Annotated in this window: 20 protein-coding genes; 8 read left to right on the forward strand and 12 right to left on the reverse strand. The window is 63.1% G+C overall.

Going from position 1 to position 26,816, the window contains the following annotated elements:
* A partial coding sequence (locus PSELUDRAFT_RS15090) for a type VI secretion system Vgr family protein (RefSeq protein ID WP_157725192.1) occupies positions 1-1,705 on the reverse strand: 1,705 nt, incomplete at its 3' end.
* A gap of 241 nt (positions 1,706-1,946) precedes the next feature.
* Between PSELUDRAFT_RS15090 and PSELUDRAFT_RS15095 the strand changes: the two genes are divergently transcribed.
* On the forward strand, positions 1,947-2,990 hold the full coding sequence (locus PSELUDRAFT_RS15095) for a sensor domain-containing diguanylate cyclase (protein ID WP_179947551.1): 1,044 nt from the start codon (positions 1,947-1,949) through the stop codon (positions 2,988-2,990).
* 121 nt (positions 2,991-3,111) lie between these two features.
* Here the strand turns inward: PSELUDRAFT_RS15095 and PSELUDRAFT_RS15100 are convergent, their stop codons facing one another.
* From PSELUDRAFT_RS15100 to PSELUDRAFT_RS15115, 4 genes are all read right to left on the reverse strand, one after another.
* A complete protein-coding gene (locus PSELUDRAFT_RS15100; RefSeq protein ID WP_088967617.1) occupies positions 3,112-3,876 on the reverse strand; it encodes a DNA-binding protein in 765 nt (254 codons plus the stop codon).
* Between the two features lie 285 nt (positions 3,877-4,161).
* Positions 4,162-5,250, reverse strand: a complete 1,089-nt coding sequence (locus tag PSELUDRAFT_RS15105; RefSeq protein ID WP_088967618.1) for an MBL fold metallo-hydrolase — start codon at positions 5,248-5,250, stop codon at positions 4,162-4,164.
* A gap of 54 nt (positions 5,251-5,304) precedes the next feature.
* Positions 5,305-5,874 (reverse strand): TetR/AcrR family transcriptional regulator, encoded by a 570-nt coding sequence (locus tag PSELUDRAFT_RS15110; RefSeq protein ID WP_088967619.1) that lies wholly within the window; start codon positions 5,872-5,874, stop codon positions 5,305-5,307.
* 157 nt (positions 5,875-6,031) lie between these two features.
* Positions 6,032-6,994 (reverse strand): LysR family transcriptional regulator, encoded by a 963-nt coding sequence (locus PSELUDRAFT_RS15115; protein WP_231895234.1) that lies wholly within the window; start codon positions 6,992-6,994, stop codon positions 6,032-6,034.
* Positions 6,995-7,134: 140 nt separating this feature from the next.
* Here PSELUDRAFT_RS15115 and PSELUDRAFT_RS15120 point away from each other — a divergent pair, with 140 nt between their 5' ends.
* The 5 genes from PSELUDRAFT_RS15120 to PSELUDRAFT_RS15140 all read left to right on the forward strand — a co-directional run bounded on the left by PSELUDRAFT_RS15120 (position 7,135) and on the right by PSELUDRAFT_RS15140 (position 12,130).
* Positions 7,135-8,283 carry an iron-containing alcohol dehydrogenase gene (locus PSELUDRAFT_RS15120; RefSeq protein ID WP_088967620.1) on the forward strand — a complete coding sequence of 383 codons (1,149 nt, stop codon included), beginning with the start codon at positions 7,135-7,137 and terminating at the stop codon, positions 8,281-8,283.
* Between the two features lie 106 nt (positions 8,284-8,389).
* On the forward strand, positions 8,390-9,835 hold the full coding sequence (locus tag PSELUDRAFT_RS15125; protein WP_088967621.1) for an MFS transporter: 1,446 nt from the start codon (positions 8,390-8,392) through the stop codon (positions 9,833-9,835).
* A gap of 21 nt (positions 9,836-9,856) precedes the next feature.
* Positions 9,857-10,708 carry an aldo/keto reductase gene (locus PSELUDRAFT_RS15130; RefSeq protein ID WP_088967622.1) on the forward strand — a complete coding sequence of 284 codons (852 nt, stop codon included), beginning with the start codon at positions 9,857-9,859 and terminating at the stop codon, positions 10,706-10,708.
* A 42-nt stretch (positions 10,709-10,750) separates the two neighbouring features.
* On the forward strand, positions 10,751-11,182 hold the full coding sequence (locus PSELUDRAFT_RS15135; RefSeq protein WP_088967623.1) for a cupin domain-containing protein: 432 nt from the start codon (positions 10,751-10,753) through the stop codon (positions 11,180-11,182).
* Between the two features lie 312 nt (positions 11,183-11,494).
* Positions 11,495-12,130 (forward strand): carbonic anhydrase, encoded by a 636-nt coding sequence (locus tag PSELUDRAFT_RS15140; RefSeq protein ID WP_088967624.1) that lies wholly within the window; start codon positions 11,495-11,497, stop codon positions 12,128-12,130.
* 283 nt (positions 12,131-12,413) lie between these two features.
* Here the strand turns inward: PSELUDRAFT_RS15140 and PSELUDRAFT_RS15145 are convergent, their stop codons facing one another.
* The 6 genes from PSELUDRAFT_RS15145 to rluD all read right to left on the reverse strand — a co-directional run bounded on the left by PSELUDRAFT_RS15145 (position 12,414) and on the right by rluD (position 21,184).
* On the reverse strand, positions 12,414-13,874 hold the full coding sequence (locus PSELUDRAFT_RS15145) for an AAA family ATPase (RefSeq protein WP_088967625.1): 1,461 nt from the start codon (positions 13,872-13,874) through the stop codon (positions 12,414-12,416).
* 72 nt (positions 13,875-13,946) lie between these two features.
* The gene (locus PSELUDRAFT_RS15150) at positions 13,947-14,978 is read right to left on the reverse strand and encodes a ribonucleotide-diphosphate reductase subunit beta (protein WP_231895380.1); all 1,032 of its coding nucleotides are present in this window, start codon (positions 14,976-14,978) and stop codon (positions 13,947-13,949) included.
* Positions 14,979-15,116: 138 nt separating this feature from the next.
* Positions 15,117-15,701 carry a hypothetical protein gene (locus PSELUDRAFT_RS15155; RefSeq protein WP_088967627.1) on the reverse strand — a complete coding sequence of 195 codons (585 nt, stop codon included), beginning with the start codon at positions 15,699-15,701 and terminating at the stop codon, positions 15,117-15,119.
* Between the two features lie 271 nt (positions 15,702-15,972).
* Positions 15,973-18,825, reverse strand: coding sequence for a ribonucleoside-diphosphate reductase subunit alpha (locus tag PSELUDRAFT_RS15160; protein WP_088967628.1), 2,853 nt, complete (start codon positions 18,823-18,825; stop codon positions 15,973-15,975).
* A 507-nt stretch (positions 18,826-19,332) separates the two neighbouring features.
* Positions 19,333-20,067, reverse strand: a complete 735-nt coding sequence (gene pgeF, locus PSELUDRAFT_RS15165; protein ID WP_088967629.1) for a peptidoglycan editing factor PgeF — start codon at positions 20,065-20,067, stop codon at positions 19,333-19,335.
* Positions 20,057-21,184, reverse strand: a complete 1,128-nt coding sequence (rluD, locus tag PSELUDRAFT_RS15170; RefSeq protein WP_088967630.1) for a 23S rRNA pseudouridine(1911/1915/1917) synthase RluD — start codon at positions 21,182-21,184, stop codon at positions 20,057-20,059. The genes pgeF and rluD overlap by 11 nt, the downstream gene beginning before the upstream one ends.
* A 157-nt stretch (positions 21,185-21,341) precedes the next feature.
* On the opposite strand from rluD, the gene PSELUDRAFT_RS15175 reads away from it, so the two are divergent.
* Positions 21,342-22,133, forward strand: coding sequence for an outer membrane protein assembly factor BamD (locus PSELUDRAFT_RS15175; RefSeq protein WP_088967631.1), 792 nt, complete (start codon positions 21,342-21,344; stop codon positions 22,131-22,133).
* A gap of 232 nt (positions 22,134-22,365) precedes the next feature.
* Here PSELUDRAFT_RS15175 and PSELUDRAFT_RS15180 read toward each other — a convergent pair whose 3' ends face one another.
* Positions 22,366-22,704: a P-II family nitrogen regulator gene (locus tag PSELUDRAFT_RS15180; protein WP_088967632.1), complete on the reverse strand. Its 339-nt coding sequence runs from the start codon at positions 22,702-22,704 to the stop codon at positions 22,366-22,368.
* Between the two features lie 149 nt (positions 22,705-22,853).
* Here PSELUDRAFT_RS15180 and purL point away from each other — a divergent pair, with 149 nt between their 5' ends.
* Positions 22,854-26,735, forward strand: coding sequence for a phosphoribosylformylglycinamidine synthase (purL, locus tag PSELUDRAFT_RS15185; RefSeq protein ID WP_088967633.1), 3,882 nt, complete (start codon positions 22,854-22,856; stop codon positions 26,733-26,735).
* The last annotated feature ends 81 nt before the right edge of the window (positions 26,736-26,816 follow it).

The raw sequence follows: 26,816 nt of genomic DNA on the forward strand, positions 1-26,816 counted from the left end.
TCTGGCCGTGTTCGGAGGACAACTTGGCCCGCACCTCGCCCGGGCTGTCGTCGAACAGTAGCTCGTTGTACTGGCCGCCTTGATGTTCCTTGGATTTGATGCCGGACAGCGTCTTGTTGCCCGGCAGGTTGCCGGCACCGCTGAACGCCGGTGGTGGGTGGCTGCCGTTGTACAGCACGCCGGTGATCACCGGCCGGTCGATATCGCCTTCGATGAAATCGACCAGCACTTCCTGGCCGATGCGCGGAATGAACTGGTGGCCCCAAGCGGCGCCGGCGGAGGGCATGGCGACGCGCAGCCAGCAGCTGGAACGGTCGTCGAGGTTGGCGCCGATTTCCGGATGCTCGTCTGGCCGCTGCCAGTGGAACTGCACCTTGATGCGGCCCTGCGCGTCGGTGTGCACTTCCTCATTGGCGGGGCCGACTACGGTGGCGGTCTGCGCACCGCGGGCGCTGGGTTTGGCGTGGGCGGAGCCGGCGTAGGCCGGGGTGAGCGGCAGGCCGCGGCGCTGGGCGTCGAACTCGCTGCGGAACGGCGCGTCGCTGTCATCGCCGCTTGCGGCCAACGTTGGCCGCAAGGCGGCTGGCAGGCTGCGCGCCAGCTCGGCCGGCAGGTTGTTGCGCACGGTAAGGCGCTGGCGGGTGAGCACGAATTCGCGCTGCTCGGCACCATCGCCATCGTGTGCCGGGTGCCCATCGAGGCGGAACCACTGCCCGGCGCCGAGGCCGCGCACCGCGCCGCTGCCACTGAAAGTCTTGGCCTGCGCATCGTGCGCCTGCTGCCGCAGCCGCGCGTAGTGGCTGAGCTGCTCGGCGTCGCTGGCGTAGTAGGCGCCGGGGGCGTCGTAGTGGCTGAGGCTACTCTGCAAACGGCTGCCATCCAGGCCCTGATCCAGCGCCGATTCGTCGCCGCTGTGGCCGGTGGCCACCGGCTGGTAGTCGAACGTCGCCAGCGCCACGCTGCCGGGCACGATCTGCCGGGCGCCATCCCAGCGAGTCAAACCATCTTCTTCTTCCGTCGCATCGCTGCGGTGGAAGCGCACTCGTTCGAGGTTGGCCGCCGGCAGCGAATACGGGTCGTCGAAGGCCACCAGCTTGACCTGCGGCGTGTCGCCGTCCAGGTGCTCGTAGCGCCAGTTCAAGCCTTCCTCACGCAGCAGGCGGCAGATGAAGTCGTGATCGGATTCGCGATACTGCAGGCAGTAGCTGCGGCTGGGCAGGCTGCCTGCCAGCACGAAGTCCAGACTTTGCACCGCAGCAAACACCGGGTTGGCCGCAGCGTGCTCGGCAAAGATCTGCCGCACGATGGCCTCCACCGACAAGTCCTGGAACACCCGCGAGGTCTGGCGCAGGCGCAGCAGCGCGAACGGCGGCTCGACGGTGAGCGCGTACCTGGCGAAGCCACCGTCGCTGCCCAGCGCCTCGGCGCTGCTGACCACGCCGCAGCGCAGCGTTTCGCTGCCGTCGGCACCGGCAATGCCCAAGCGCACCGGCAGGCCCAGCAGCGTCTTCAGTTCGATGCTGTCGCTGGCGGACAGGCACTCGACGCGGAAGCGGTAATCGCCGGCCAGCGCCTCCTCGCCGCTGAGTGTCAGCGGCAGCAGCGCCTGGCTCCAGCGCTGACCGTCGCCCAGCTGCAGGGTGAGCAGGCGCTGGTCCTGGTTGAAGGCGGACGCGAAGCTGGCGAGCAGGTCGGGGAGGTTCATGGCAACGACGCGGCTAGAGGCAAAGCGCTGGATTATGCCAAAGAGCTATCCATTTGTCCTGACGGAAAGGCTGCTTAAGCCTTAGCAAATCTCAGCCATGGGGGAGCGCTGGCGCGCACCGGAGTGTGGCTTCACAGCAGCAGCCGGATTTATTGAACTCCAGCTGCGGCAAGGTACTAGGCGGTATGCCGCCCTTGCTCTACAGTGCCGATCAATCATGGCACCAGGATGGAACTCAGGTATGGATGCAGTTCTCTCGCAGCTCTCTTTCTCCCTCAATACCGCCAGAACGGTGGATCAGCTGATCCGGCCGCTGCTGGAAATGCTGGGCAACATCACCGGCATGGAATCCACCTATCTCACCAGTATCGAGCTGGGGCAGTGCCTGCAGCACGTGCGCTACGCGCGTAATACTGGCGACATGCAGATAGCGGAGGGGCTGAGCGTGCCGTGGGAGGATACGCTGTGCAAACGCTCGCTGGACATGGGGCTTACCGCCACCAACCAGGTGGAAACGCTATGGGGCGACTCGGCGGCGGCGCGCCAGCTGGGCATCAAGACCTACCTCAGCGCCCCGGTGCGCAATACCGAAGGCGGCCTGCTGGGCACGCTGTGCGCCGCCAGCGCCCGCACGCTGCCGATACCGGAGGAAACCCAGACCCTGCTGCAGCTGTTCGCCAATATCGTGGCCAACTTCATCGAGCGCGAGATGCTGGTGCAGAACCTGCAGGCGGCCAATACCCGGCTGGCGACCTTTGCGCTGACCGATGCGCTGACCGGCCTGCCCAACCGCCGCGCGCTGTTCGACGAGCTGGAGCGCCTGCTGGCGCAGGCGATACGCAGCAGTGGCAGCGTTCTGGTAGGGGTAATCGACCTGGATGGTTTCAAGCAGATCAACGACCTCCATGGCCACCAGGGCGGTGACGAATTCCTGCAGGCGGTAGCCGTGCGGCTGCAGTCCGCGCTGCGGGCCGGCGACATGCTGGGGCGCATGGGGGGCGACGAGTTCCTGGTGATCGGCCCGGGCCCGGACTGGACCAATACCGGCCTGCCCGGTGCGCTGATCAGCGATGGCGAGCCGGCGGATGCGGCGCACGCGCTGCAGCAGCGGCTCACCGAGGCCAGCATCGGCGACTATCGCCTGGGCGAGCAGGTTGTGTCTTATCGTGGCGCCAGCGCGGGCGTGGTGGCACTGGCGCCGTTCGGCCTGCACGGCGCGGCAGCGGTAAAGCTGGCGGACAGCGAAATGTATGTGGTGAAACAGGCCAGAAAGCAGCCTGTCTGAGCCTGCGTAGTAGGGCGGATGCCGCTTGGCGGCGATCCGCCGTCAGCAGCAATGGCTCACAGTCAAGATCAACGCAAAGGTTGGCCGCAAACCGGCTGCCATCCGCCGGCTTTCATCGGCATTACGAAGCGCGGCGCTCGGCGCGGCAAGCTTCCAGCTGGGCGCGCAGTTCCTTCACTTCCGCCGCCAGGTTGTCGCGGGCGGTAACCGCACCTACCAGCTCCATCGCTGTCGCCAGGCGGGCATCGGATTCGGCCGATGTGGCTGCCACATTGCGTTCCAGCTGCTGGCGCAGGTCGGCCAGCTGCGCGTCCTTGCCTTCGATGGCCAGTTGATCCTTCGCCTTGCCCACCAGCGCATCGGAGGCAATATCGCGCGCATGCTGCAGTTCCACCGTCAGCCGCTCGATCTGCGCATCACACTCCGCCAGTGTGACCATGGCCTGGTCACGATCCGCCGTCACCTTGGCCAGCTGTGCCTGCAGTGCTGCGTGGTCCGCCTCCAGCTGCTGCTGCGACTGCAGCAGCGCAGCCAGGTCACCGTCGGTTTGTGCCAGCTGGTCTCGCAGCCCGCTGCCGGCTTCGTCCGCCAGCTGCTGCGCCCAGCCAAGCAGTGCGGAGCTGACGGCGTCGGGCAGCGCCAGCAGTGGCGACTCCGGCAGCGCCTGACTGGCCCGCCACGCCGCCAGGTGCGGGTGGATGGCGGCAAGCGACACATCGCCCAGCGCATCGCGCACCGTGGCCACCGTTACCGGCTGGTTGGCGGCAGCCAGCTGCCGGGCAGCGGCGGCCACCTGCTCAAAACTGATGGGCTCCAGTGCAGCCGGTGCGGTGCTGGGTGTGTCACTGGCGCTGCTTTGTGCGTCTTCGAATGCGGGTAGAAACATGGTGTGTTCACTTAACCGGGTAGCGCTAGCCGGCACAGGGTGGTGCCGCTTCGCCAGAACAGAATCGCCGCCCGGCTCTACAGCCGGGCGCCACAAAAATTCATCACGGCCTGGGGCCTGTCTGGGTAAAGGCGACCGTCGCGCTGGAATTCTGAAATGGCCAGCGGATTTTTCTGGCAAAACAGCAGCCCGGCACAGCGGCAGCATGAAAAAGCCCGGCGCAAGGGCCGGGCGATAGCTTGCGGCCAACCTTCATGCCAGGGTTGGCCGCATGGGGAGGGGGCATTACAGCGGGCTGGCGGCAGCCTCCGGCTGGCCTGGGGCTTGCTGCGGGCTGGCGGCTGTTTGTTCGTTGGCAGCCGCATCCCACCAGGCATGGCCGTGCGCCGGGTTGGCGATATCCAGACGCTCGCCAAAGCGCGGTGTGCTCAGTGCCACCTGGCACCGGGCGGCCAGTTCGCTTACCCGCTGCAGCGGCTCGGTCCAGGCATGCAGGGCCAGGTCGAAGGTGCCGTTGTGGATAGGCACCAGCCGCTTGCCCTGCAGGTCGATGTGCGCCTGGACTGTCTGCTCCGGGTGCATGTGCACATCGGCCCAGGCCTCGTTGTAGGCGCCGTTTTCCACCAGTGTGATGTCGAACGGGCCGAAGCGCTCGCCGATGGTCTTGAAACCGTCGAAGTAGCCGGTGTCGCCGCTGAAGAAAATCCGTGCCGTCGGCGTAATCAGCACCCACGATGCCCACAGCGTGCGGTTGCCGTCGGTAAGGCTGCGGCCGGAGAAGTGCTGGGCCGGCGTGGCCACCATGCGCAGGCTGCCCAGCTGCGTTTCCTGCCACCAGTCGAGCTGCCGCACCTTGGCGGCAGGCACACCCCAGGCGATCAGACGATCGCCCACGCCCAGCGGGGTGATGAACATGCCCACTTTCTGCTGCAGCAGCAGGATGGTGTCGCGGTCCAGATGGTCGTAATGGTCGTGCGACAGCAGCACGGCTTCCAGCGGCGGCAAGGCATCCAGCGAGATCGGTGCGGCGTGGAAGCGCTTCGGCCCGATAAAGCGGAACGGGGAGGCGCGCTCGGCAAACACCGGGTCGGTAAGCCAGAATTTGCCGTCCAGCTTCAGCAGCACCGTGGAGTGCCCCAGCCGCCACAGGCTGTGGTCCGGCGCGTGCTGCAGATCCTGCGTGGTAAGCGGTAATACCGGAATCGGCGCTACTGGCACTGCCAGCGGTGATTTGGCGGTCAGATTGCGCCACAGCGCTTTTACCCCGCCCCAGAAGCCGAGCGACGGCAGCTGGCGGAAGTTATGGAAGCGGCCGTCGGCATGAATGCTGGCCGAGGCAGCGCGGTGGGCGGTGGCGGGCGGTAGGGTTGACATGGTATGTTCTCCAAAAATATCGTGAGCACTCACTCATTTAACGTTCAAAAAAAATCAACTGCCTGACGTTCCCTGCAAAACCTTGAAACCGGCAGCCTTGTACGCCTCGCTTTGTGCCGGGTCGGCGGCGGCAAAGCGCATGGTGGTGTCTGCCAGCGCCATGAAAATGGCGTCGGCAAACCCCGCCGGCAGTGCGGCGAGATGGCTCCTGGCAATGAAGGCGCGCGAGGTTTCCAGAATGCCTGGCAGCAACTCGCTAACCCGGTTGCGGGTGTCGTCGCTGATCCGGTCGGAAACCGCCAGCTGGCTCAATGCCTTGATGGCCTCGGGGTTGGCAATGCCCCAGTCGATATAGTTGTTCCACAGCAGCTGCATGGCCGCGTCCAGCGAGGCGGGGGGCGTGCTTGCCTGCTGCAATGCCTCGCCAAGGTTGCGCTTCAGATGCACATACAGCTCGTTGAGCAGATCGTCCTTGGTGGGGAAGTAGCGGAACAGGGTGCCTTCGGCCACGCCGGCCTGCCTGGCTATCTGCGAGGTAGGCGCGCCCAGCCCCTGGCTGGCCACCACCGTGGTGGCGGCTTCAAGCAGGGCCAGCTGTTTTTCTTCGCTGCGGGGGCGTGCCATGGCGCTGTCGGATATTGAGTGAGTGATTACTCATCTTAATGCCTACCGCCAGCAGGCGCAAGGGGTTTGCCAACCTGATCAGCCAGCCCGCACACCAGGCGGGCAGTGCACGTTGGCCGCATCCATGGCAGGCCTGCAGCCGGCCAGGCGCAGCAAGCTAGCTGTGGCTGGCCGCCACGCCGCTGGCATGGGCCTGCGCCAACTCCTTGTCACTCAACACAAAGTCGGCACAGTCCGTTAGCCGGTCCACCGCCAGGTCGATGAAGCGGCGCACCCGCGATGGCTGCGCCGCGCGGCTGCCGTAATACACAAACAGGCTGTAGTGGTCGGCCATATGCTCCAGCAGGATGGGCGTCAGCCGGCCACTGCGAATCAGCTGCGCCGCCGTGGGTGCGGCCAACTGCCCGATGACTTCGCCGGCCAGCACCGCGCGCAGCTCCATCGGCTCGTCATTGGTGCAGAACGCCGGGTTCACCGGCTGATCCTGCATGCTGTCGCCCACGCGGACGCGCCACGGCACCACGCGGCCATCGCTGGCCCGGCGGAAGGCGCTGCAGCGGTGCGAGCTGAGGTCGTACAGGCTCTGCGGCATGCCGTGCTTGCGCAGGTAGCTGGGCGCGGCGCAGATGATCAGCTGCATCGGGAACAGCCGCCGGGCCACCAGGCCTTCCTGCGGCGAGTTGCCCAGCCGGAAGCCGACATCAATGCGGTCTTCCACCCAGTTGCCGATGCGGTCGTCCAGTTGCACATCGGGCTGCACTTCGGGGTAGAGCCGGCAGTATTCGTCCATTACCGGGCCGATGACCGACTGCAGCACCGTGCGCGGCCCGACTATCCGCAACGGCCCGGCCAGGTCGTCCTTGCTCTGCCGGACAGCCGACAGCGCCTGCTGGAAGCCGATCAGCGAAGGGTGCACCGCCTCCAGAAAGCGCTGGCCTTCCTCGGTAAGCGACATGCTGCGGGTGGTGCGGTGAAACAGGCGCACGCCCAGAAGCTGTTCCAGCTGCCCCAGCGCCTTGCTGGCGGCCTGTGGCGAGATCTGCTGCGCTTCGGCGGCCCGGCTCAGGCTGCCGAACTCGGCCGTGCGCACGAAAGTGGTGATGGAGCGAAGCTCGTTCATGGACATGGTGCAACCCCGCGGCGAATTAACATCAAAAAGTTGTAGATTATTCAAATAATAATGCTCTAGTTTAATGTTTGCCCGGAAACTAAAGTTCCGTCCATCAAGACCACCGGCCATCACGGCAGCAGAGGACTCACATGGACAACTTCATTTTCTTCAACCCCACCAAAATCGACTTCGGCACCGGCAAGGAGCAGCTGATCGGTCAGCACCTGGCCGAGCACGGCATCAAAAAGGTGCTGCTCTGCTTCGGCAGCGACCGCATCAAGCGCGACGGCCTGTTCCAGGTGGTGAGCAAGAGTTTGGCCGCGCACGATATCGAGTTCATCGAATTCGGCGGCATCGTCAGCAACCCGCTGCTGTCGAAAGTGCGCGATGGCATCGCCCTGGCGCGCGGCCACCAGGTGGGCGCCGTGCTCAGTGTGGGCGGCGGCTCGGTGCTGGACAGTTCCAAAGCCATTGCCGCCGGCGTGCCGTACCAGGGCGATGTGTGGGACCTGTTCATCGGCAAGGCCGGCATTGCCTCGGCGCTGCCGGTGTTCTCCATCCTCACCCTGGCCGCTACCGGCAGCGAGATGAACAGCGGCGCGGTGGTAACCAACGAAGCCACCAAGGAAAAATTCGCCATCCAGTCGGTGCATACCTTCCCGCGCGTATCCATCGTCAACCCGGCGCTGATGCAGACCGTGTCGCGCGATTACCTGGTCTACTCGGCCGCCGACATCATCGCGCACTGCATCGAAGGCTATTTCACCGCCACGGTGCAGCCCACGCTGCACTCGCGCATGGTGGAAGCCATCGTCAACACCGTGATCGACACCACGGAAACACTGCTGGACAACCCGGCCGACTACGCGGCGCGCGCCGAGTTTGCCTGGGCCTCCACCCAGGCGCTGAACGGCCTGATCTACGCCGGCACGGCGGGTTTCAGCTACCCGAACCACATGATCGAGCACGCGCTGTCGGCACTGTTCAACGTGCCGCACGGCGCCGGGCTGTCGGTGATCATGCCGGCGTGGATGAAGTGGTATCACGACCGCAATCCGGCGCAGTTCCAGCGCCTGGCGCAATACGTGTTCGGCGCAGACACCCCGCAGCAGGGCATCGCCGCGCTGGAAGCCTGGTTCGACAAGATCGGCACCCCCACGCGCCTGTCGCAGCTGGGCATTGGCGAGGCGGATCTGCCGGCCATTACCGACAACGTGCTGGGCAATGCGCAGTGGTTCGGCATTGCCGACATCTACAGCCGCGACGTAGTGGCCACCATCCTGCGCAACGCGCTGTGATGCACCGGCGGCAGCGGGCAGCAGATGCCGCTCGCTGCGGCCCTTACTCCGGAAGCAACACCATGAAAATGCACCAGGCAGGCAACGCTCGGGAGGTGAACACCGCATGACTACACAGACCTTGCCGGCCAATCGCCGCGCCATCATGGCCATCATCATGGCCAGTTACCTGATGATCCTGATCGACGTGTCCATCGTCATTACCGGCCTGCCCAGGATCCAGGCCGGGCTGGGCTTCAGCCCGGTGGGGCTGTCGTGGGTGCAGAACGCCTACACGCTGGCACTGGGCGGGCTGTTGCTGCTGGGCGCGCGCGCCGGCGACATCCTCGGCCGCCGCCGCATGCTGCTGCTGGGGCTGGCCATCTTCACCCTGGCTTCGCTGGCCATCGGCCTGGCGCAAACACCGGCCTGGCTGTTGGCCGCAAGGGCGGTGCAGGGCGCGGGTTCCGCCATTCTGGCGCCGGCCACGCTGGCGCTGCTGTCCACCCATTTTGCCGAAGGGCCGGAGCGCACCCGCGCGCTGTCGCTGTATGCCGCCACCGCCGGCATAGGCGCCACGCTGGGCCTGGTGCTGGGCGGGCTGTTTGCCGAGCTGCTGTCCTGGCGCGCCGGCTTCTTCATCAACCTGCCGATAGGCGCCTTGTTGATGCTGGCCGCCCGCCGTTACATCCACGAAACCCCCACCCACAGCGGCCAGCTGGATATCGGTGGCGCCGCCAGCTCCACCCTGGGCATGACCGCGCTGGTCTACGGCCTGGTGCGGGCGGCAGAGCAGGGCTGGGGCGACTGGCTCACCATCACCGCGCTGGCCGGCGGGCTTGGCCTGCTCGGCATCTTCCTGCTGATACAGGCGCGGGCGCGGCAGCCCATTCTGCCGCTACGGTTGTTTGCCAGCCGGGAGCGCAGTGGTGCCTACGCCGCGCGCATGCTGTTCCTGGGCGGCATGGTGGGCTTCTGGTTCTTCACCACGCAGTTCCTGCAGGGCGTGCTGGGCTTCAGCCCCTTGCAGGCCGGGCTGGCCTTCCTGCCCACCACCTTGCCCAACTTCATCTCCGCCATGCTGGTGCCGCGGCTCACTCCCCGGGTAGGCAGCGCCAGGCTGCTGGCGTTCGGGCTACTGGCCTGCCTGTCCGGGCTGGCCTGGCTGGGGCAGGTGTCGGCTGGCACGCACTACTTCAGCGGCATTGCCCTGCCCATGATGCTGATCGGCTTTGGCCAGGGCGTGGTGCTGCCGCCGCTTACCGTGTTTGCCGTGGCGGGCGTTGCCCGCCAGGACGCCGGCGCGGCATCGGGGCTGGTGAACGTGGCCCACCAGCTGGGCGGCGCCATTGGCCTGGGCGTGCTGGTGGTGGTATTTGCCGCCGCGCTGCCGGCACAGCTGGCCGGCGTGCCGCTGCTGGCACATCGCATCGCCATGGTGATGGATGGCAGCACGGTAATGCTGTCGCTGGCACTGCTGGCCACCCTGGTGCTGATCCTGCCGGCGCATGCCCGCAAACGGGTGCCGACGGACATGCCGGCTGGCAGTGGCCAGCTGGCGAGCAACAAATAACATCGGAAAAGGAATATCGACATGCAGACAACCACATTGAACAACGGCGTCCGGATGCCGCTGCAGGGCTTCGGGGTATACCAGATGAGCGACCTTGCCGAGTGCGAGGCCAGCGTGGCCGCCGCACTGCGTACCGGCTACCGCCTTATCGACACCGCGGCCTCCTACGGCAACGAGGCCGCCGTTGGCCGCGCCATCGCCGCCAGCGGCATCCCGCGCGAGCAACTGTTCATCACCACCAAGCTGTGGCTGCATGACAGCGGCTACGAACAGACCCTGCAGGCCTTCGAGCGCTCCATGGCGCGGCTGCAGCTGGACTACCTGGACCTCTACCTGATCCACCAGCCCTATGGCGACGTGCACGGCTCGTGGCGGGCAATGGAGACGCTGTACCAGGCTGGCCGCATCCGCGCCATCGGCGTCAGCAACTTCCAGCCGGACCGGGTAATGGACCTGGTACTGCGCAACCAGGTAGTGCCGGCGGTGAACCAGATCGAGACGCACCCGTTCTGCCAGCAGAGCGCCAGCGCGCAGTTCCTGCAGCAGCTGGGCATACAGATCGAATCCTGGGGGCCGTTTGCCGAAGGGCGCAACAATCTGTTTGGCAATGCCGTGCTGCAGGGCATTGCCAGCCGGCATGGCCGCACGGTGGCCCAGGTGGTGCTGCGCTGGCTGCTGCAGCGCGGCGTGGTGGCCATTCCCAAATCGGTGCGGCCGGAACGCATGGCGGAGAACTTCGCCATCGGCGATTTCGAGCTGAGCGCCGAGGACATGGCCGGCATCGCCACGCTGGATACCGGCAGCAGCGCCTTCTTCGACCACCGCGACCCGGCAATGGTGAAGTGGCTGTACGAAGCGCACCGGCCTACCTGAGCCAGGTATCCAGCTATCCAGACATCAAGCAAGGAAAGCATCATGACTGAGCAAACCCTCTCCAGCGCCGAGGCCGTCACCGTGGCCCGCGCGGGCTCGCAAGACTCCTACCGCGGCCCGGCGGAGTGGTTCACCGGCAGCGTGCGCGTTGACCCGCTGTTTGCCGCCCACCAACCCGCCGCCGGCTCCGGCGCACTGGTCACGTTCGAGCCGGGCGCGCGCACCGACTGGCATACCCACCCGCTGGGGCAGACGCTGATCGTGACCGCCGGCTGCGGCCGCGTGCAGCAGTGGGGCGGCCCGGTGCAGGAAATCCGCCCCGGCGACGTGGTGAGCATCCCGGCCAATACCAAGCACTGGCACGGCGCCGCCGCCAGCACGGCCATGAGCCACATTGCCATTCAGGAGCAGCAGCAGGGCAGTGTGGCGAGCTGGCTGGAAAAAGTGAGCGACGAGCAGTATCGCGGGGTGTAGCCAAGCAAGCGCAGCATGCGGTCAACCTTGCCCCAGGGTTGGCCGCATGCCGGCATGAACAAAGCCCGGCGTTTACCGCAGATTTGCTGCGCGGTGAACGCCGGGCTTTGCTGCATCCAGCTTACGCGAGTCAGGCGCCATGCCCGCGCGGCTTGCTGCCGCCCCAGGCTGAAAGCTTTGTGAGCCAATGTATGCTATTTTGGCGGCCACACCGGTTTCTGCGGAAGCCCGAACCTTATTCGCTTGGCTTAATCGGGTGGCGGATTTTCCCTGATTAGCCCATGGTTATTTCGTGTCTGGAGGTATTCATTAATGCAAAAGGTTATTGAAGGTTTTTTGAAATTTCAAAAAGAGGTATACCCGACCAGAACCGATCTATTCAAAAAACTGGCAGGGCAACAAAACCCGAAAGCGCTGTTTGTTACCTGCTCCGATAGTCGCGTGGTGCCGGAACTGCTCACCCAGCAAGAGCCGGGCGACCTGTTTGTCATCCGCAATGCCGGCAATATCGTGCCGCCCTACGGCCCGGAGCCGGGCGGCGTATCGGCAACGGTAGAATATGCGGTATCGGTGCTCAATATCAGCGACATCGTAATCTGCGGCCACTCCAACTGCGGCGCCATGGCCGCCATTTCCAGCTGCCAGTGCCTGGACCATCTGCCCGCCGTTTCCCACTGGCTGCGCTATTCCGATGCCGCCAAAGTGATTGTTTCCTCACGCGAATACGCCAGCCAGCAGGAAAAGGCCGATGCGCTGGTACGCGAAAACGTGGTGGCCCAGCTGGCCAACATCCGCACCCACCCTTCGGTGGCGCTGGCCATCTCGCAGGGCAGGCTGAACCTGCACGGCTGGGTGTACAACATCGAAAACGGCGCCATCGAGGCGCTGGATGGCAACACCATGCAGTTTGTGCCGCTGGAGAGCAATCCGCAGGTGAATGCGACCTGATTGCTTGGTGCGCCTCGTACATGCAAAAGGCCCTGCAATGCAGGGCCTTTTGCAATTTCTGCATTTTCAATTTTGTCTGCTGCTTATATGGCGACGGGCTCAAAAGCTATTTACCACTCGCTTGTGCCAGTTGACACCATTCTCGTAGTCGGGATAAGCGCGTAGGCGCATCCAGAGGGCAAGAGTGGTGAGTTGAAAGAGGTCGCAAATTTCCCAAAGCACTGAGCTTATTCTGGCCTCAGGTGACGAAAAAAAGCCCGGAGCGATGTCCGGGCTACTTCCGCTACCTGCCTGGGTCAGGATTGAGGCACTCTTCAACTGAATTAACAATTTCCATAGCCAATTCTGGCGACAATACTCGCTTCACCCAAGTTCTACACATGGCTCGCCATATTTCGTCGCCACCAACATATATTCTGTCTGCAATATTCTTTACCCAGAGATGATGGTCAGGCTGGGTCATGGCATCTTCTGCATATTCAACAAAATCACTATGTGACCTATTTATTGCCACTGCAATATCTGGCCACCTCAGATCTCTTAGGGCATTAAAAACACAGGTTTCAGGATTGTCTTCACCAGGCAGAATGTGACAACCAACCGACTCCATCTGGTCGCCATCAAGGTAAACCAGAGTCGGCCGTCTAAACCTTCCTTGCTCAACCATCATTCCTAAAGACTTGCCTACTGATGCCGAACCAAAAGTTCCTAAGCTGATTCTAGGCAAAACCTCTTTCCTATGTTCGGCCAAAATTTCCTCAAGGAAGATTTTGGCTCGCACATCTTCTAAATATACGTCAATCTCCGGATGATTTTCCTCATCCATCTTGGATAGTGCAAATTCCGAACTAACACCTGCTACTGCAATTTTCCCGCTGTCGCTCCTCGCCACAAAAATGCGCGCATGCGGCGGTATTTCCTCTAAAACATACGGCGAGTGGGTTGTAATAATGAACTGAACTTTTTTCTCCCTGGCAATTTTTGCCAAATCTCTCATCAGGCGTCTTTGTGCCCTGGGATGTAGAGAAGTTTCAATTTCATCAATTAGTACCAGCGAATAATCAGGGATATTCATCGCGAGCAACTCTGAAATTGTTGTCTCGCCAGCGCCTTGATGAAACCCTGAGTATTTTACACCGCCAACCTCAAGAACTGGAACGTGCCTAGCAGGATCAAATGAAGTATATGACTGCTGAGCTGCGTTATAGTCCCTTCCAATTATTCGACTAAGTCGCTCTATTTTCGCTTCGTCAAAATTGATGTTGCCTCCAATTCCAAGATTGGATTTGGCTAGCCTTCCGTAACCGGTTCTGGAAGTAATGGGCAATATTCTCTTTAAATCCAAATATCTTATTTTTCTTGACTTCCTCTCTTCGTTGCCTCTCCATCGGGTTGATGGTTTTCTTACGCTGGTTTCATGAGTATTCTGCCCCTCTTTTATAAGGGCCCTAATGGTGGCAGAGCTAATGCTCTCCCAAGGAGTGTCTGGAAAAAAATCCGACGCAAAAAAATGATGGTCAGGCTCAGCTGAATTTTCATATATTGCGGCTGCGGCCTGCATTAGAGTGCTTTTTCCTGCTCCATTCTCACCCACAATGGCTGTAATTGGAAAATTAAAATCTACTCGCTGCCCAGACCAGCCCCTAATGTTATACAGCTCTATCCATTCCAGATGCTTTGGAAAATCGCCACGATCCCATGCTTGGCTCAGGAGTCGCATTTCACGGCTAAGTGCTGCAAACATTGTCTTCTCCAAAAATAAAAGGCACAACTGAGTGTGCCTTTCGCATACGACAATGTCAACAAATATAAAATATCAATCCCAGCTCAGCGCCCCGCCAGTCTGGTACTCGGTAACCCGGGTCTCGAAGAAGTTCTTTTCCTTCTTCAGGTCGATCATTTCGCTCATCCACGGGAACGGGTTGTTCACGCCGGGGAACATCTGCTCCAGGCCGATCTGCTGCATGCGGCGGTTGGCGATGAAGCGCAGGTATTCCTTGAACATGCTGGCGTTCAGGCCCAGCACGCCGCGCGGCATGGTGTCTTCGGCGTAGGCGTATTCCAGCTCCACGGCGTGCTTGAACAGTTCGGTGATTTCGGCCTTGAACGATTCAGTCCAGATTTCCGGCTGTTCCAGCTTGATGGTGTTGATCAGGTCGATGCCGAAATTACAGTGCATGGACTCGTCGCGCAGGATGTACTGGTACTGCTCGGCGGCGCCGGTCATTTTGTTCTGGCGGCCCAGCGCCAGGATCTGCACGAAGCCCACGTAGAAGAACAGGCCTTCCATGATGCAGGCGAACACGATCAGCGACTTGAGCAGTTTCTGGTCGTTTTCCAGGGTGCCGGTCTTGAATTCCGGGTTGCACAGTACGTCGATGAACGGAATCAGGAATTCGTCCTTGTTACGGATCGAGGTTACTTCGTGGTAGGCGTTGAATACTTCGCCTTCGTCCAGGCCCAGGCTTTCCACGATGTACTGGTAGGCGTGGGTGTGGATGGCTTCGTCAAATGCCTGGCGCAGCAGGAACTGGCGGCATTCCGGGCTGGTGATCTGGCGGTAGGTGCCGAGCACGATGTTGTTGGCTGCCAGGCTGTCGGCGGTAACGAAGAAGCCCAGGTTGCGCTTGACGATGCGCATTTCGTCTTCGGTGAGCTGGCCGGTTTTCCACTGTTCGATGTCGCGCTGCATGTTCACTTCCTGCGGCATCCAGTGGTTGGCGCACTGAGCCAGGTACTTTTCCCACGCCCATTTGTGCTTGAACGGTACCAGCTGGTTTACGTCGGTGGTGCCGTTGATCACTTTCTTGTCCACTACGTTGACACGGGTGGTGCCGTGTACGTCCATGGAGTTGGCTGCGGGGGTAGTCTGGATCGCGTCGTCAAAGCTCAGCATATTGGCTCCGGTTATTTGTTCGTTACTTAGTTAGTCTGCTTGCGGCCAACCTTTGAGGGTTGGCCGCACGGTTTGTCTGGCCTGGCGGCGTTATTGGCTGCCGCTCTTGATGCTGCCGCTGTAGGGCTGCACCAGCACGGCGTTCAGGTCGCTTACTTTCCACACCCGCTTCATATGGCCGAAGTCACGGCGCTGTTCGCTGCCGAATACCACGTCCGGGAGGTTGTCCAGGTTGAAACGGATATTGCCCAGGTATACGGTCTGGCCGGCTTTCACCTCGAAATCCTTGTTGAGGTGGAATACTGCGTAACCCTTGTAGTTGAACACCGGGTTGTCGCCCGGGTCGTCCACCCAATGTGCGTAGCTATCCTGCAGGCGGTAGCGGCCGGGGGGCAGGGCGAGAAGTTGCAGCTTGCCATCTGCCGGCGGCATGCCTTCCTCGCCGAATACGGTGTCGGTGGCAAAGTTGCTGTACAGCATGCCGTGCCGGTTGTTATCCAGCCCGCGCCAGCTCAGGTTGGCCCAGGCGTGGTCCGGTGTAAGGGTGCGCACGGTCATGGAAAACACGGCGTAGCCGGTACCGGCCGGCGGCTGCAGGCTGCCATGCAGCTGGTCTGCCATGGTGCTGCAGCCTGCCAGCAGCACTGCAAAAAACAGCATCAATAAGCGGCGCATGATGGTCTCCTTGGGTGACGACGGGTCACAGGTTTGACCTGACGGCGTGGGCCGGGTTCGGACATTCCCTAGCCGCCTCGCGGGAAGCGGCTGGGGGATGTGGCTTGGTCACGAATGGCCAAGCCAGGGCATGTGAGGGTTGGCCGCATGCGGCCAACCTTGTCACCCAACTGCCTTACTGGCAGCTCTCGCTACCGCTATCGCGGCTGGCACGGCTTGCGCCGCGCCGTCCGGATTGTTGCTTCGCAGCAATCTTGCCTGCTCGGCTGCCTTACTGGCAGCTCTCGCAGTCCGGATTGTCGATCGAGCAGAACTTGGCGTCGGTGGCTGGGGTGTTGTCCACGGCGGCCGGTGCCGCTGCCGGTGCTGCCTGTACCGCGTTCAGTTCGCCGCCACGGCCGGTGGATTTCTCCGCCGAGCTGGCGCCCAGGGTGCGCAGGTAGTAGGTGGTCTTCAGGCCGCGAATCCAGGCGTGCTTGTACAGCTCGTCCAGTTTCTTGCCGGAGGCGCCAGCCAGGTACAGGTTCAGCGACTGTGCCTGGTCGATCCACTTCTGGCGGCGGGAAGCCGCTTCCACCAGCCAGCGCGGGTCGATTTCGAACGCGGTGGCGTAGATGGCTTTCAGCTCGGCCGGTACGCGGTCGATGCGGCCCAGGCTGCCGTCGAAGTATTTCAGGTCGGCAACCATCACTTCGTCCCACAGGCCCAGTTTCTTCAGGTCGCGCACCAGGTATTCGTTGGTGACGGTGAATTCGCCGGACAGGTTGGATTTCACAAACAGGTTCTGGTAGGTCGGCTCGATGGACGCGGATACGCCAATGATGTTGGCGATGGTCGCGGTCGGGGCGATGGCCAGCACGTTGGAGTTGCGCATGCCGTGTTTGGCCACGCGCTCGCGCAGCTTGCTCCATTCCATACGTTCGCTGCGATCCACTTCCAGGTAGCCGCCGCGCTCTGCCGCCAGCAGGTTGATGCTGTCGTGCGGCAGGATGCCGCGATCCCACAGGCTGCCCTTGTACGACGGGTAGCGGCCACGCTCTTCGGCCAGTTCGGTGGAGGCGAGGTAGGCGTAGTAGGCCACGGCTTCCATCGATACGTCGGCGAACTCGACGGCAGCTTCGGAGGCGTAGGCCACGCGCAGCTGGTGCAGGCAGTCCTGGAAGCCCATGATGCCCATGCCTACCGGGCGGTGCTTCAGGTTGGAATTACGCGCCTTTTTCACCGGGTAGAAGTTGATGTCGATCACGTTGTCCAGCATGCGCAGCGCTACGCGTACGGTTTGCTGCAGCTTGTCGGTGTCCAGCTCCAGGCCGGCCGCGCCTTGCTTCAGGTGGCGCGACAGGTTTACCGAACCCAGGTTGCACACCGCGATTTCGTCGTCGTTGGTGTTCAGGGTGATCTCGGTGCACAGGTTGGAGCTGTGTACCACGCCCATGTGCTGCTGCGGGCTGCGTACGTTGCACGGGTCCTTGAAGGTGATCCACGGGTGGCCGGTTTCGAACAGCATGGTCAGCATCTTGCGCCACAGGGTCAGCGCCGGAATCTGCTTGAATACCTTCAGCTCGCCGCGCTTGCCTTTTGCTTCGTAGGCGGTGTAGGCCTTTTCGAATTCCTTGCCCACCAGGTCGTGCAGGTCCGGGCATTCGGACGGCGACAGCAGGCTCCACTCGCCAGCTTCCATCACGCGCTTCATGAACAGGTCCGGAATCCAGTTGGCGGTGTTCATGTCGTGGGTGCGGCGGCGGTCGTCACCGGTGTTCTTGCGCAGCTCCAGGAATTCTTCGATGTCGGCGTGCCAGGTTTCCAGGTAGGCACATACCGCGCCCTTGCGCTTGCCGCCCTGGTTTACCGCCACGGCGGTGTCGTTCACCACTTTCAGGAACGGCACCACGCCCTGCGATTTGCCGTTGGTGCCCTTGATGTGCGAGCCCATGGCGCGCACCGGGGTCCAGTCGTTGCCCAGGCCGCCGGCGAACTTGGACAGCAGCGCGTTTTCCTTGATGCCTTCGTAGATGCCATCCAGGTCATCGGCGATGGTGGTCAGGTAGCAGCTGGACAGCTGGCTGCGGCGGGTGCCGGAGTTGAACAGCGTCGGGGTGGACGACATGAAGTCGAAGCTGGACAGCACGTTGTAGAACTCGATGGCGCGCTCTTCGCGGCTCACTTCGTTCAGTGCCAGGCCCATGGCCACACGCATGTAGAAAGCCTGCGGCATTTCGATGCGGGTGCCGTCCACGTGCAGGAAGTAGCGGTCGTACAGGGTCTGCAGACCCAGGTAGCCGAACTGCAGGTCGCGTTCCGGCTTCAGTGCGGCGCCCAGTTTCTTCAGGTCGTACTCGCCCAGTTTTTCATCCAGCAGCTCGGCGGCAATGCCTTTCTTGATGAAGTCCGGGAAGTACAGCGGGTAGTGAGTGTCCATCTCGGCCTGGCTCACGGCCTCGCCGAGGATTTCCAGGCGGATATTGCCCAGCAGCAGGCGGGCGGTTACCAGGTCGTAGGCCGGGTCCTGCTCGATCAGCGCGCGGGCGGCCAGAATGGCGGACTTGTTGACTTCTTCTTCCGATACGCCGTCGTAGATGTTCTTCAGTGTTTCGGACAGGATGGCGTCCACGTCGGTGTTGGCCAGGCTTACGCAGGCGGCTTCGATGGTGCCGCGCAGGCGGGCGATGTCCAGCGGCAGCTTGCGGCCATCCTTGCGCACCACGTTGATCTGGATCTGGTGCAGCGCTTCACCGCGGGCGGCGCGCTCCTGCGAGCGCTGTTCGCGGTACAGCACGTAGGCGCGGGCCACGTCGTGCTCGCCGGCACGCATCATGGACAGTTCCACCTGGTCCTGGATATCTTCGATGTGGATGGCGCCGCCTTCCGGCTTGCGGCGCATCAGCGCACTCACCACCACCTCGGTAAGCTGGGCAACCTTGTCGCGGATGCTGGCGGAGTTCACGCTTTCTGCGCCCAGCACGGCCAGGAAGGCCTTGGTCACGGCGATGGAGATTTTCACCGGCTCGAATGCAACAACGGCGCCGTTGCGACGAATGGTCTTGTACAGGCTGTAATCGGCCTGCGGCGCGGCGGCGCGACCCAGTTCGGCGGCGGTGTTCGCTTCGGTAGTGGTCAGTGGCATTGTCTTTCCCTCGTGGTGGGGTGGTTGTTGGTATCGACCTGACGGCCCGCTGGCGGGCGGCCATGCCTGGTCCGCGGGTGCGGCGCCGGGCTGGCGGCCCGGTGGCGGCCTTGCCCAGGCAGATAAGCCGGACTTGGCGCGAGGTATAGCGGCTGGCTGTGGACAAATCTGTTGAAAAGCTGTGAGCCAGCTGTGCACAAACACAATATGGTGGGTCGGCACGTGAAAACGACGCAAATTCTAGTGGTGAAGAGGCGTCAGAACAAGTCTTGACAGCCGGGTGAAAAACCGGAATCCGCGCCAGTATTGGCTTGGCGGCCCGTTCTGTTTTTTTGTGAAGTTTTGATGTCGCGGTGGTGACAATGCCACATGCCTGATGCATCAAGGCTTTGCGGCATGTTCCGCATCAAGGCCGCAGCGGGCGCATTCTGCGTTGTGGCAATTTCGATACGCCCAAAACGCAACAAGGGGCGGCACAAGCCGCCCCTTGTACACAACATCTTGTGTCTACTTGAGCCAGATCAGACTGGCCATGCGGCCAGTCACGCGGTCGCGACGGTAGGAGAAGAAGCGCGCGCGGTCGATTACCGTGCAGTAGTCGCCTCCGTATACCTCGGCAATGCCCAGTGCGGCCAACCTTTGCCGCGCCAGCTGGTAGATGTCGGCCAGGTATTTGCCGTCTTCTATCGGGGTGAAGGCTTCCACGGCATGGATGTCGTGGGCAAGGAAGGCTTCGCGCACTTCCGGCCCCACCTCGAAGGCGTCCGGGCCGATGGCCGGCCCCAGGTAGGCGACAAGGTTGGCCGCAGGCTCGTTCATTGCCTGTACGGTGGCCTCGATCACCCCGCCGCACAGCCCGCGCCAGCCGGCGTGGGCGGCGCCCACCACCGTGCCGGCACGGTCGGCCAGCAATACCGGCAGGCAGTCGGCCGTCATGATGGCGCACACCGTGCCCGGTGTGCGGCTGAAACTGGCGTCGGCCTGCGGCTTGCTGCCCGGTGCCACGCTGGCAGCATCCACCACCACCGTGCCGTGCACCTGCTCCAGCCAGGCCGGCTCAGCCGGCAGGTGGTCGCGCAGCGTGGCGCGGTTGGCCGCCACGTTGGCCGCAGCGTCACCCACGTGGTCACCCAGGTTCAGGCTGTGGTACGGGGCAGGGCTCACACCACCGGCGCGGGTGGTGATCAGGCTGCCCACCCCGACCGGCAGCGGCCAGGCCGGGGAAATCCACTCATGGGACATAGTGCACCTCTACGTCGTAATCGTCGTCGTCCCAGTCATCGTCATCATCGTCGCTGTCGCTCTCCGCGGACTTCAGCGCCTGTTTGGCGCTGGCAGCGGCCAGCTTTTCTTCCGCCTCGTTGCGCAGCACTTCCAGCACGGCTTTCATATCGTCCGGCAGCGGCGCCTTCCAGCTGCGGGTGATGCCGGTGGCCGGGTGCACCAGCGCCAGGGTGTAGGCATGCAGCGCCTGGCGATCCAGTGCCTTGATGGCGGCATCCACTGTCTCGCTGCCGTGGTGGCGCGGGTTGCCGTAGGTGGGGTCGCCCGCCAGCGGGTGCTTGGCTTCGCGCATGTGTACGCGAATCTGGTGGGTGCGGCCGGTTTCCAGCTTGCACTCTACGTAACTGTAGTCCGCGTAGCGCTCCAGTACACGCAGGTGGGTGATGGCCGGCTTGCCGCCAAAGCGCACCACGGCCATTTTCAGGCGGTTGTGCGGGTCGCGGCCGATCAGGGTTTCGATCTTGCCGTCGTAGGGCACCACGCCGTTGGCGATGCAGCGGTAAACGCGCTTCACGCTGCGCGCCTGCAGCTGCTGCACCAGGTTGGTCTGCGCCAGCAGGGTGCGCGCCACCACCATCAGGCCGGAGGTGTCCTTGTCCAGGCGGTGCACGATGCCGGCACGCGGAATCTTGGCCAGCTCCGGGTAGCGGTACAGCAGGCCGTTGAGCAGGGTGCCGCTCCAGTTGCCGGCGGCGGGGTGCACCACCAGGCCGGCCGGCTTGTTGACCACGATCAGGTGTTCGTCTTCGTAGATCACCGGGAACTCCACCGGCTCGGCCTGGAATGCCTGTTCATCCGGCGGGCGCACGATCTCCACGTCGATGACTTCGCCGCCCAGCAGCTTGGTCTTGCCGGCGACGACCTTGCCGTCCAGCTTGACCTTGCCGTCCTTGATCCATTGCGTCATGCGGCTGCGCGAGTAGTCGGGCAGCAGTTTGGAAAGCGCGCCGTCCAGGCGTTCGCCGCCCAGCTCATAGGGCACGGTCAGTTGCTTCAGCTCGACCAGGTCTTCGCCACCGGTTTCCAGGGAGTCGTCGTCCAGCAGCTCGTCGCCGAGCAGATCTTGTTCATTCATGGTGTGGATGCATGTTCTGCTAAAGGAGTGATTTTATAAGGTTTACACCATGCTTGTCCTGCCGATACCTGCTGCCATGCCGCGCGGGAGGTGGCAAGGCAGGTGCGCAAACGTTGGTTTTGGTTATAATCGTGCGCAGTCTAAACAGGGACGCCTCATGAAAAAACGCTTTGTAACCTTGCTCGTAGCCGCCTTGCTGGCGGGTTGCGCCACCCCCGACACCCAGGACGAAACCCGTGGCTGGGGTGTTGAACGCATCTACTCCGAAGCGCACGACGAGCTCAACAGCGGCAACTACACCCATGCCGTGAAGCTGTACGAGGCCCTGCAGTCGCGCTTCCCCTACGGCAAGTACGCTCAGCAGGCGCTGATGGAACAGGCCTACACCCACTACAAGGACAACGAGCCGGAACTGGCCGTTGCTGCGGCCAACCGTTTCATCCGCCTGTACCCGACGCACCCGAACGTGGACTACATGTACTACCTGAAGGGCCTGGTGTACTACAACGATGACGACTCCTTCGTGTCGCGCCTCACCGGCCAGGACATGAGCGAGCGTGACCCGAAAGCGGTGCGCGATTCCTACGCCGCCTTCCGCGAGCTGGTAACCCGCTTCCCGCAGAGCAAGTACCTGGACGACGCCAACCAGAAGATGGAACGCCTGGTGAGCGCACTGGGCGGCAACGAAATGCACGTGGCACGCTACTACATGAAGCGTGGCGCCTGGATGGCCGCCATCACCCGCGCGCAGACCGTGGTGAAGGACTACTCCAACACCGGCTACAACGAAGAGGCGCTGGCCATCATGGTCGTTGCCTACGACAAGCTGGGCATGAAGGACCTGAGCCAGGACAGCACGCGCGTGCTGCAGACCAACTTCCCGCAGAGCCGTTACCTGCAGAACCCGTGGCGGCCGAAGGAAATGCCGTGGTGGAAGTTCTGGGGCTAAGCCCTGACCGTGTTCGCGCGCCAGCGTGAACACGGCACAAACAGAAACGGCGCCGCAAGGCGCCGTTTTTCATTGGTCGGGCAGGGTGCTTAGAGCCTGTTTACGATCTCGCGAGCTAGAGCGAGACAAGGCGAAAACGGCTGAGGAAGCGGAGTTTACACAGAGTAAATGAGCATTCCGAAGGCGTTTTCAACGCCGTATCGCCGACGCGCAGCAGATCGCAAACAGGTTCTTACACCGCATCCTCGCCGGTTTCACCAGTACGAATCCGCACCACCTGCTCCACCGGGGTAACGAAAATCTTGCCGTCACCGATCTTGCCGGTGCGGGCGCTTTCGACGATGCATTCGATGGCGCGCTCCACCAGGTTGTCGGCAATAACCACCTCGATTTTCACCTTGGGCAGGAAGTCCACCACGTATTCGGCGCCGCGATACAGCTCGGTATGACCCTTCTGGCGGCCGAAGCCTTTTACCTCGGTAACGGTCAGGCCGTTGATGCCGATCTCGGACAGTGCCTCGCGCACTTCATCAAGCTTGAACGGCTTGATAACGGCTTCTACCTTTTTCATTTCGCAACTCCTTGATTTTTCTTGGCTAAGCGGGTGGGTGGCATCGCGACCGTCAGACAATAATCTGGATGCAGCCTTAAAGAAGTGAGTGTTTTCGTGTATTATGACGCGCTTTCCTGATCCTTGTCTCTCCTAGTTGCGGGAATCCAATGTCGCACATTCTCAAGCTGCGGGGCGGTGCCGCCCTGTCCCAGTTCCGACTTGAAAAACTCCTTCAGGCTGCACGCGAAGCCGGTCTACCCGACCTGACCATCGCCGCCGAATACTGGCACTTCGCCGAAAGCGACGCGCCGCTGAGCGAGCAGCAAGTCGCCGTCCTGGCAAAACTGCTGACCTATGGCGAGCCGCCGCTGGCGCAAGAGCCTGCCGGCGAACTGTTCCTGGTTACCCCGCGTCTGGGTACGCTGTCGCCGTGGGCCTCCAAGGCCACCGACATCGCCAGCCATTGCGGCCTGGAAATCATCCAGCGCATCGAGCGTGGCATCGCGTATCGCGTGCAGTCCGCCACCGCATTGAACACCGAGGCTCGCCAGCGTCTGGCGGGCCTCTTGCACGACCGCATGACCGAAACCGTGCTGTCCTCGCTGGACGAGGCCGACCGCCTGTTCGTGCACGTCGCCCCGCAAGCGCTGACCAGCGTGGACATCCTGGCCGGCGGCAAGGCCGCGCTGGATGCGGCCAACGCCGATATGGGCCTGGCGCTGTCGCCGGACGAAGTGGACTACCTGGTGGAAAACTTCATCAAGCTGGAGCGCAACCCCACCGACGTCGAACTGATGATGTTCGCGCAGGCCAACTCCGAGCACTGCCGCCACAAGATCTTCAACGCCCAGTTCATCGTGGACGGCGAAGAGAAGTCCAAATCACTGTTCCGCATGATCCGCGACACCCACGACGCGCACCCGCAGGGTACCCGTGTGGCGTACAAGGACAATGCTTCGGTGATCGACGGCGCCACCATCGAGCGCCTGTACCCGCAGCCGGGCAGTCACGCTTACGCTTTCAGCGAAGAGCCGACCCACATCCTGATGAAGGTGGAAACCCACAACCACCCGACCGCGATTTCCCCGTTCCCCGGTGCTTCCACCGGTAACGGCGGCGAGATCCGCGATGAAGGCGCCACCGGCCGCGGCTCGCGCCCGAAGGCCGGCCTGACCGGTTTCACCGTATCCAACCTGAACATCCCGGGCTTCGAGCAGCCGTGGGAAAGCCCGGACTACGGCAAGCCGGGCCGCATCGCCTCCGCCCTCGACATCATGATCGAAGGCCCGATCGGCGGCGCAGCGTTCAACAACGAATTCGGCCGCCCGAACCTCACCGGCTACTTCCGCACCTTTGAAGAAGACTTCCAGGGCGAGCGTCGCGGCTACCACAAGCCGATCATGATCGCCGGCGGCCTGGGCAGCATCCAGGAACAGCAGATCTTCAAGAACGAGATTCCGGAAGGCGCACTGCTGATCCAGCTAGGCGGCCCCAGCCTGCTGATCGGCCTGGGCGGCGGCGCGGCATCCTCCATGGATACCGGCGCCAACAGCGAAAACCTGGACTTCGACTCGGTTCAGCGCGGCAACCCGGAAATCGAACGCCGCTGCCAGGAAGTGATCGACCGCTGCTGGCAGCGCGGTGCGGCCAACCCCATCGTGTCGCTGCACGACGTGGGCGCCGGCGGCCTGTCCAACGCCTTCCCGGAGCTGGTGAACGACGCCGGCCGTGGCGCCATCTTCCAGCTGCGCAAAGTGCACCTGGAAGAAAAGGGCATGACCCCGATGCAGATCTGGTCCAACGAATCGCAAGAGCGTTACGTGCTGGCCATCCTGCCGCAGGACCTGGATACCTTCACCCAGATCTGCGAACGCGAGCGCTGCCCGTTCGCCGTACTGGGCGTGGCCACCGATGACGGCCACCTGCAGGTACGCGACGACCACTTCGACAACAACCCGGTGGACATGCCGCTGAACGTGCTGCTGGGCAAGCCGCCGCGCATGACCCGCGACGTGAAGAGCAAGGCCGTGACCACCGCCGCGTTCAACGCCGCACAGTACCAGCTGAAGGAGTCGGCCTACCGCGTGCTGCGCAACCCGACCGTGGCCGACAAGAGCTTCCTGATCACCATCGGCGACCGTACCGTGGGCGGCATGACCGCGCGCGACCAGATGGTTGGCCCGTGGCAGGTACCGGTGGCCGACGTGGCCGTGACCACCATGGGCTTCAACACCACCCTGGGTGAAGCCATGGCCATGGGCGAACGCACCCCGACCGCGCTGTTCGACGCCCCGGCCTCCGGCCGCGTGGCAGTGGGCGAATCGCTGCTGAACCTGGCTGCGGCCAACGTGGGCGAGCTGGGCAACGTCAAGCTGTCCGCCAACTGGATGGCCGCTGCCGGCCACCCGGGCGAAGACGCCAACCTGTACGCCACCGTGCAGGCGGTATCCGACATCTGCCAGCAGATCGACGTGAGCATTCCGGTAGGCAAGGATTCGCTGTCGATGAAGACGGTATGGCAGGACGGCGGCGAGAAGAAAGCCGTTACCGCACCGCTGTCGCTGATCATCTCCGCCTTCGCACCGGTAGCCGATGTGCGCAAGACCGTTACCCCGCAGCTGCAGGCCGCCGACAGCGCACTGCTGCTGCTGGACCTGGGCGCCGGCAAGAACCGCCTGGGCGGTTCGGTATTCGGCCAGGTATGGAAAGACATGTCCGGCCAGGCGCCGGACGTGGACAGCGCCGAACAGCTGGCTGCCGCCTTCACCGTGATCCAGTCGCTGGTGGACGATGGCAAGCTGCTGTCCTACCACGACCGTTCCGACGGCGGCCTGTTCGCCACCGTGGCCGAAATGTGCTTTGCCGGCCACCTGGGTGCGCAGATCGAGCTGTCGGTACTGACCGGCGGCGATGCGGCCAACGTCAACGCCGCGCTGTTCAACGAAGAACTGGGCGCGGTACTGCAAGTGGCTGCCGACGAGATTGACAACGTGCTCAAGCGTTTCGACATCATGGGCCTGTCGCAGCTGGTAACCGTGATCGGCACCCCGTCCGACGACGGCGTGCTGCGCCTGGTGCACGGCGATGCCGAACTGTTTGCCGAAAGCCGCGTTGCCCTGCAGCAAGCCTGGTCCGAGACCAGCTACCGCCTGCAGCGTCTGCGTGACAACCCGGCCGGCGCCGACAGCGAATACGCACAGATTGCCGACACCGCGTCGCGCGGCCTGTTCGCCGAGCTGACCTTCGACACCGAAGAAAACCCGGCGGCACCGTTCATCGCCACCGGCGCGCGCCCGCGCATCGCCATCCTGCGCGAGCAGGGCGTAAACGGCCAGATCGAAATGGCCGCCGCCTTCACCCGCGCCGGCTTCCAGGCGGTGGATGTGCACATGTCCGACATCATCGCCGGCCGCGTGCAACTGGCCGACTACAAGGGCCTGGCGGCCTGCGGCGGCTTCAGCTACGGCGACGTGCTGGGCGCCGGCGAAGGCTGGGCGAAGAGCATCCTGTTCAACAGCCAGGCGCGCGAGCAGTTCGAGGCCTTCTTCGGCCGCGGCGACACTTTCGCGCTGGGCGTGTGCAACGGCTGCCAGATGATGTCCAACCTGTCCGACATCATCCCGGGTGCGCAGTACTGGCCGAAGCTGAAGCGCAATGCTTCCGAGCAGTTCGAAGCGCGCTTCGCCATGGTGGAAGTCACCGAATCGCCGTCCATCTTCCTGCAGGACATGATCGGCTCCAGGCTGCCGGTAGTGGTATCGCACGGCGAAGGCCGCGCGGTGTTCGCACCGGGCCACCAGCAGCAGGTGATCACCGCGCTGCGCTACGTGGACTTCAACGGCCAGGCCACCGAGACCTACCCGCTGAACCCGAACGGTTCGCCGGCAGGCATCACCGGCATGACCACCCCGGACGGCCGCTTCACCATCATGATGCCGCACCCGGAGCGCGTGTTCCGCAGCGTGCAGAACAGCTGGCACCCGCAGGGCTGGGGTGAGAACGGCGGCTGGTTCCGCATGTTCGCCAGCGCCCGCCGCTGGATCGGCTAAGCCAGCCAGTGCAAAACAAAACGCCCCGCAAGGGGCGTTTTTTGTTGTTGCCGCCAGATGCAGCCCGGCGCCGGCAGGCCA

The sequence above is a fragment of the Vogesella sp. LIG4 genome, from assembly GCF_900090205.1.
Lineage (GTDB): Bacteria > Pseudomonadota > Gammaproteobacteria > Burkholderiales > Chromobacteriaceae > Vogesella.

What these genes read in the sequence shown, in the direction of transcription:
- PSELUDRAFT_RS15095 (WP_179947551.1), top strand. Translation starts at nt 1,947, where the DNA reads ATGGATGCAGTTCTCTCGCAGCTCTCTTTCTCCCTCAATACCGCCAGA.
- PSELUDRAFT_RS15100 (WP_088967617.1), bottom strand. Translation starts at nt 3,876, where the DNA reads ATGTTTCTACCCGCATTCGAAGACGCACAAAGCAGCGCCAGTGACACA.
- PSELUDRAFT_RS15105 (WP_088967618.1), bottom strand. Translation starts at nt 5,250, where the DNA reads ATGTCAACCCTACCGCCCGCCACCGCCCACCGCGCTGCCTCGGCCAGC.
- PSELUDRAFT_RS15110 (WP_088967619.1), bottom strand. Translation starts at nt 5,874, where the DNA reads ATGGCACGCCCCCGCAGCGAAGAAAAACAGCTGGCCCTGCTTGAAGCC.
- PSELUDRAFT_RS15115 (WP_231895234.1), bottom strand. Translation starts at nt 6,994, where the DNA reads ATGAACGAGCTTCGCTCCATCACCACTTTCGTGCGCACGGCCGAGTTC.
- PSELUDRAFT_RS15120 (WP_088967620.1), top strand. Translation starts at nt 7,135, where the DNA reads ATGGACAACTTCATTTTCTTCAACCCCACCAAAATCGACTTCGGCACC.
- PSELUDRAFT_RS15125 (WP_088967621.1), top strand. Translation starts at nt 8,390, where the DNA reads ATGACTACACAGACCTTGCCGGCCAATCGCCGCGCCATCATGGCCATC.
- PSELUDRAFT_RS15130 (WP_088967622.1), top strand. Translation starts at nt 9,857, where the DNA reads ATGCAGACAACCACATTGAACAACGGCGTCCGGATGCCGCTGCAGGGC.
- PSELUDRAFT_RS15135 (WP_088967623.1), top strand. Translation starts at nt 10,751, where the DNA reads ATGACTGAGCAAACCCTCTCCAGCGCCGAGGCCGTCACCGTGGCCCGC.
- PSELUDRAFT_RS15140 (WP_088967624.1), top strand. Translation starts at nt 11,495, where the DNA reads ATGCAAAAGGTTATTGAAGGTTTTTTGAAATTTCAAAAAGAGGTATAC.
- PSELUDRAFT_RS15145 (WP_088967625.1), bottom strand. Translation starts at nt 13,874, where the DNA reads ATGTTTGCAGCACTTAGCCGTGAAATGCGACTCCTGAGCCAAGCATGG.
- PSELUDRAFT_RS15150 (WP_231895380.1), bottom strand. Translation starts at nt 14,978, where the DNA reads ATGGACGTACACGGCACCACCCGTGTCAACGTAGTGGACAAGAAAGTG.
- PSELUDRAFT_RS15155 (WP_088967627.1), bottom strand. Translation starts at nt 15,701, where the DNA reads ATGCGCCGCTTATTGATGCTGTTTTTTGCAGTGCTGCTGGCAGGCTGC.
- PSELUDRAFT_RS15160 (WP_088967628.1), bottom strand. Translation starts at nt 18,825, where the DNA reads ATGCCACTGACCACTACCGAAGCGAACACCGCCGCCGAACTGGGTCGC.
- pgeF (WP_088967629.1), bottom strand. Translation starts at nt 20,067, where the DNA reads ATGTCCCATGAGTGGATTTCCCCGGCCTGGCCGCTGCCGGTCGGGGTG.
- rluD (WP_088967630.1), bottom strand. Translation starts at nt 21,184, where the DNA reads ATGAATGAACAAGATCTGCTCGGCGACGAGCTGCTGGACGACGACTCC.
- PSELUDRAFT_RS15175 (WP_088967631.1), top strand. Translation starts at nt 21,342, where the DNA reads ATGAAAAAACGCTTTGTAACCTTGCTCGTAGCCGCCTTGCTGGCGGGT.
- PSELUDRAFT_RS15180 (WP_088967632.1), bottom strand. Translation starts at nt 22,704, where the DNA reads ATGAAAAAGGTAGAAGCCGTTATCAAGCCGTTCAAGCTTGATGAAGTG.
- purL (WP_088967633.1), top strand. Translation starts at nt 22,854, where the DNA reads ATGTCGCACATTCTCAAGCTGCGGGGCGGTGCCGCCCTGTCCCAGTTC.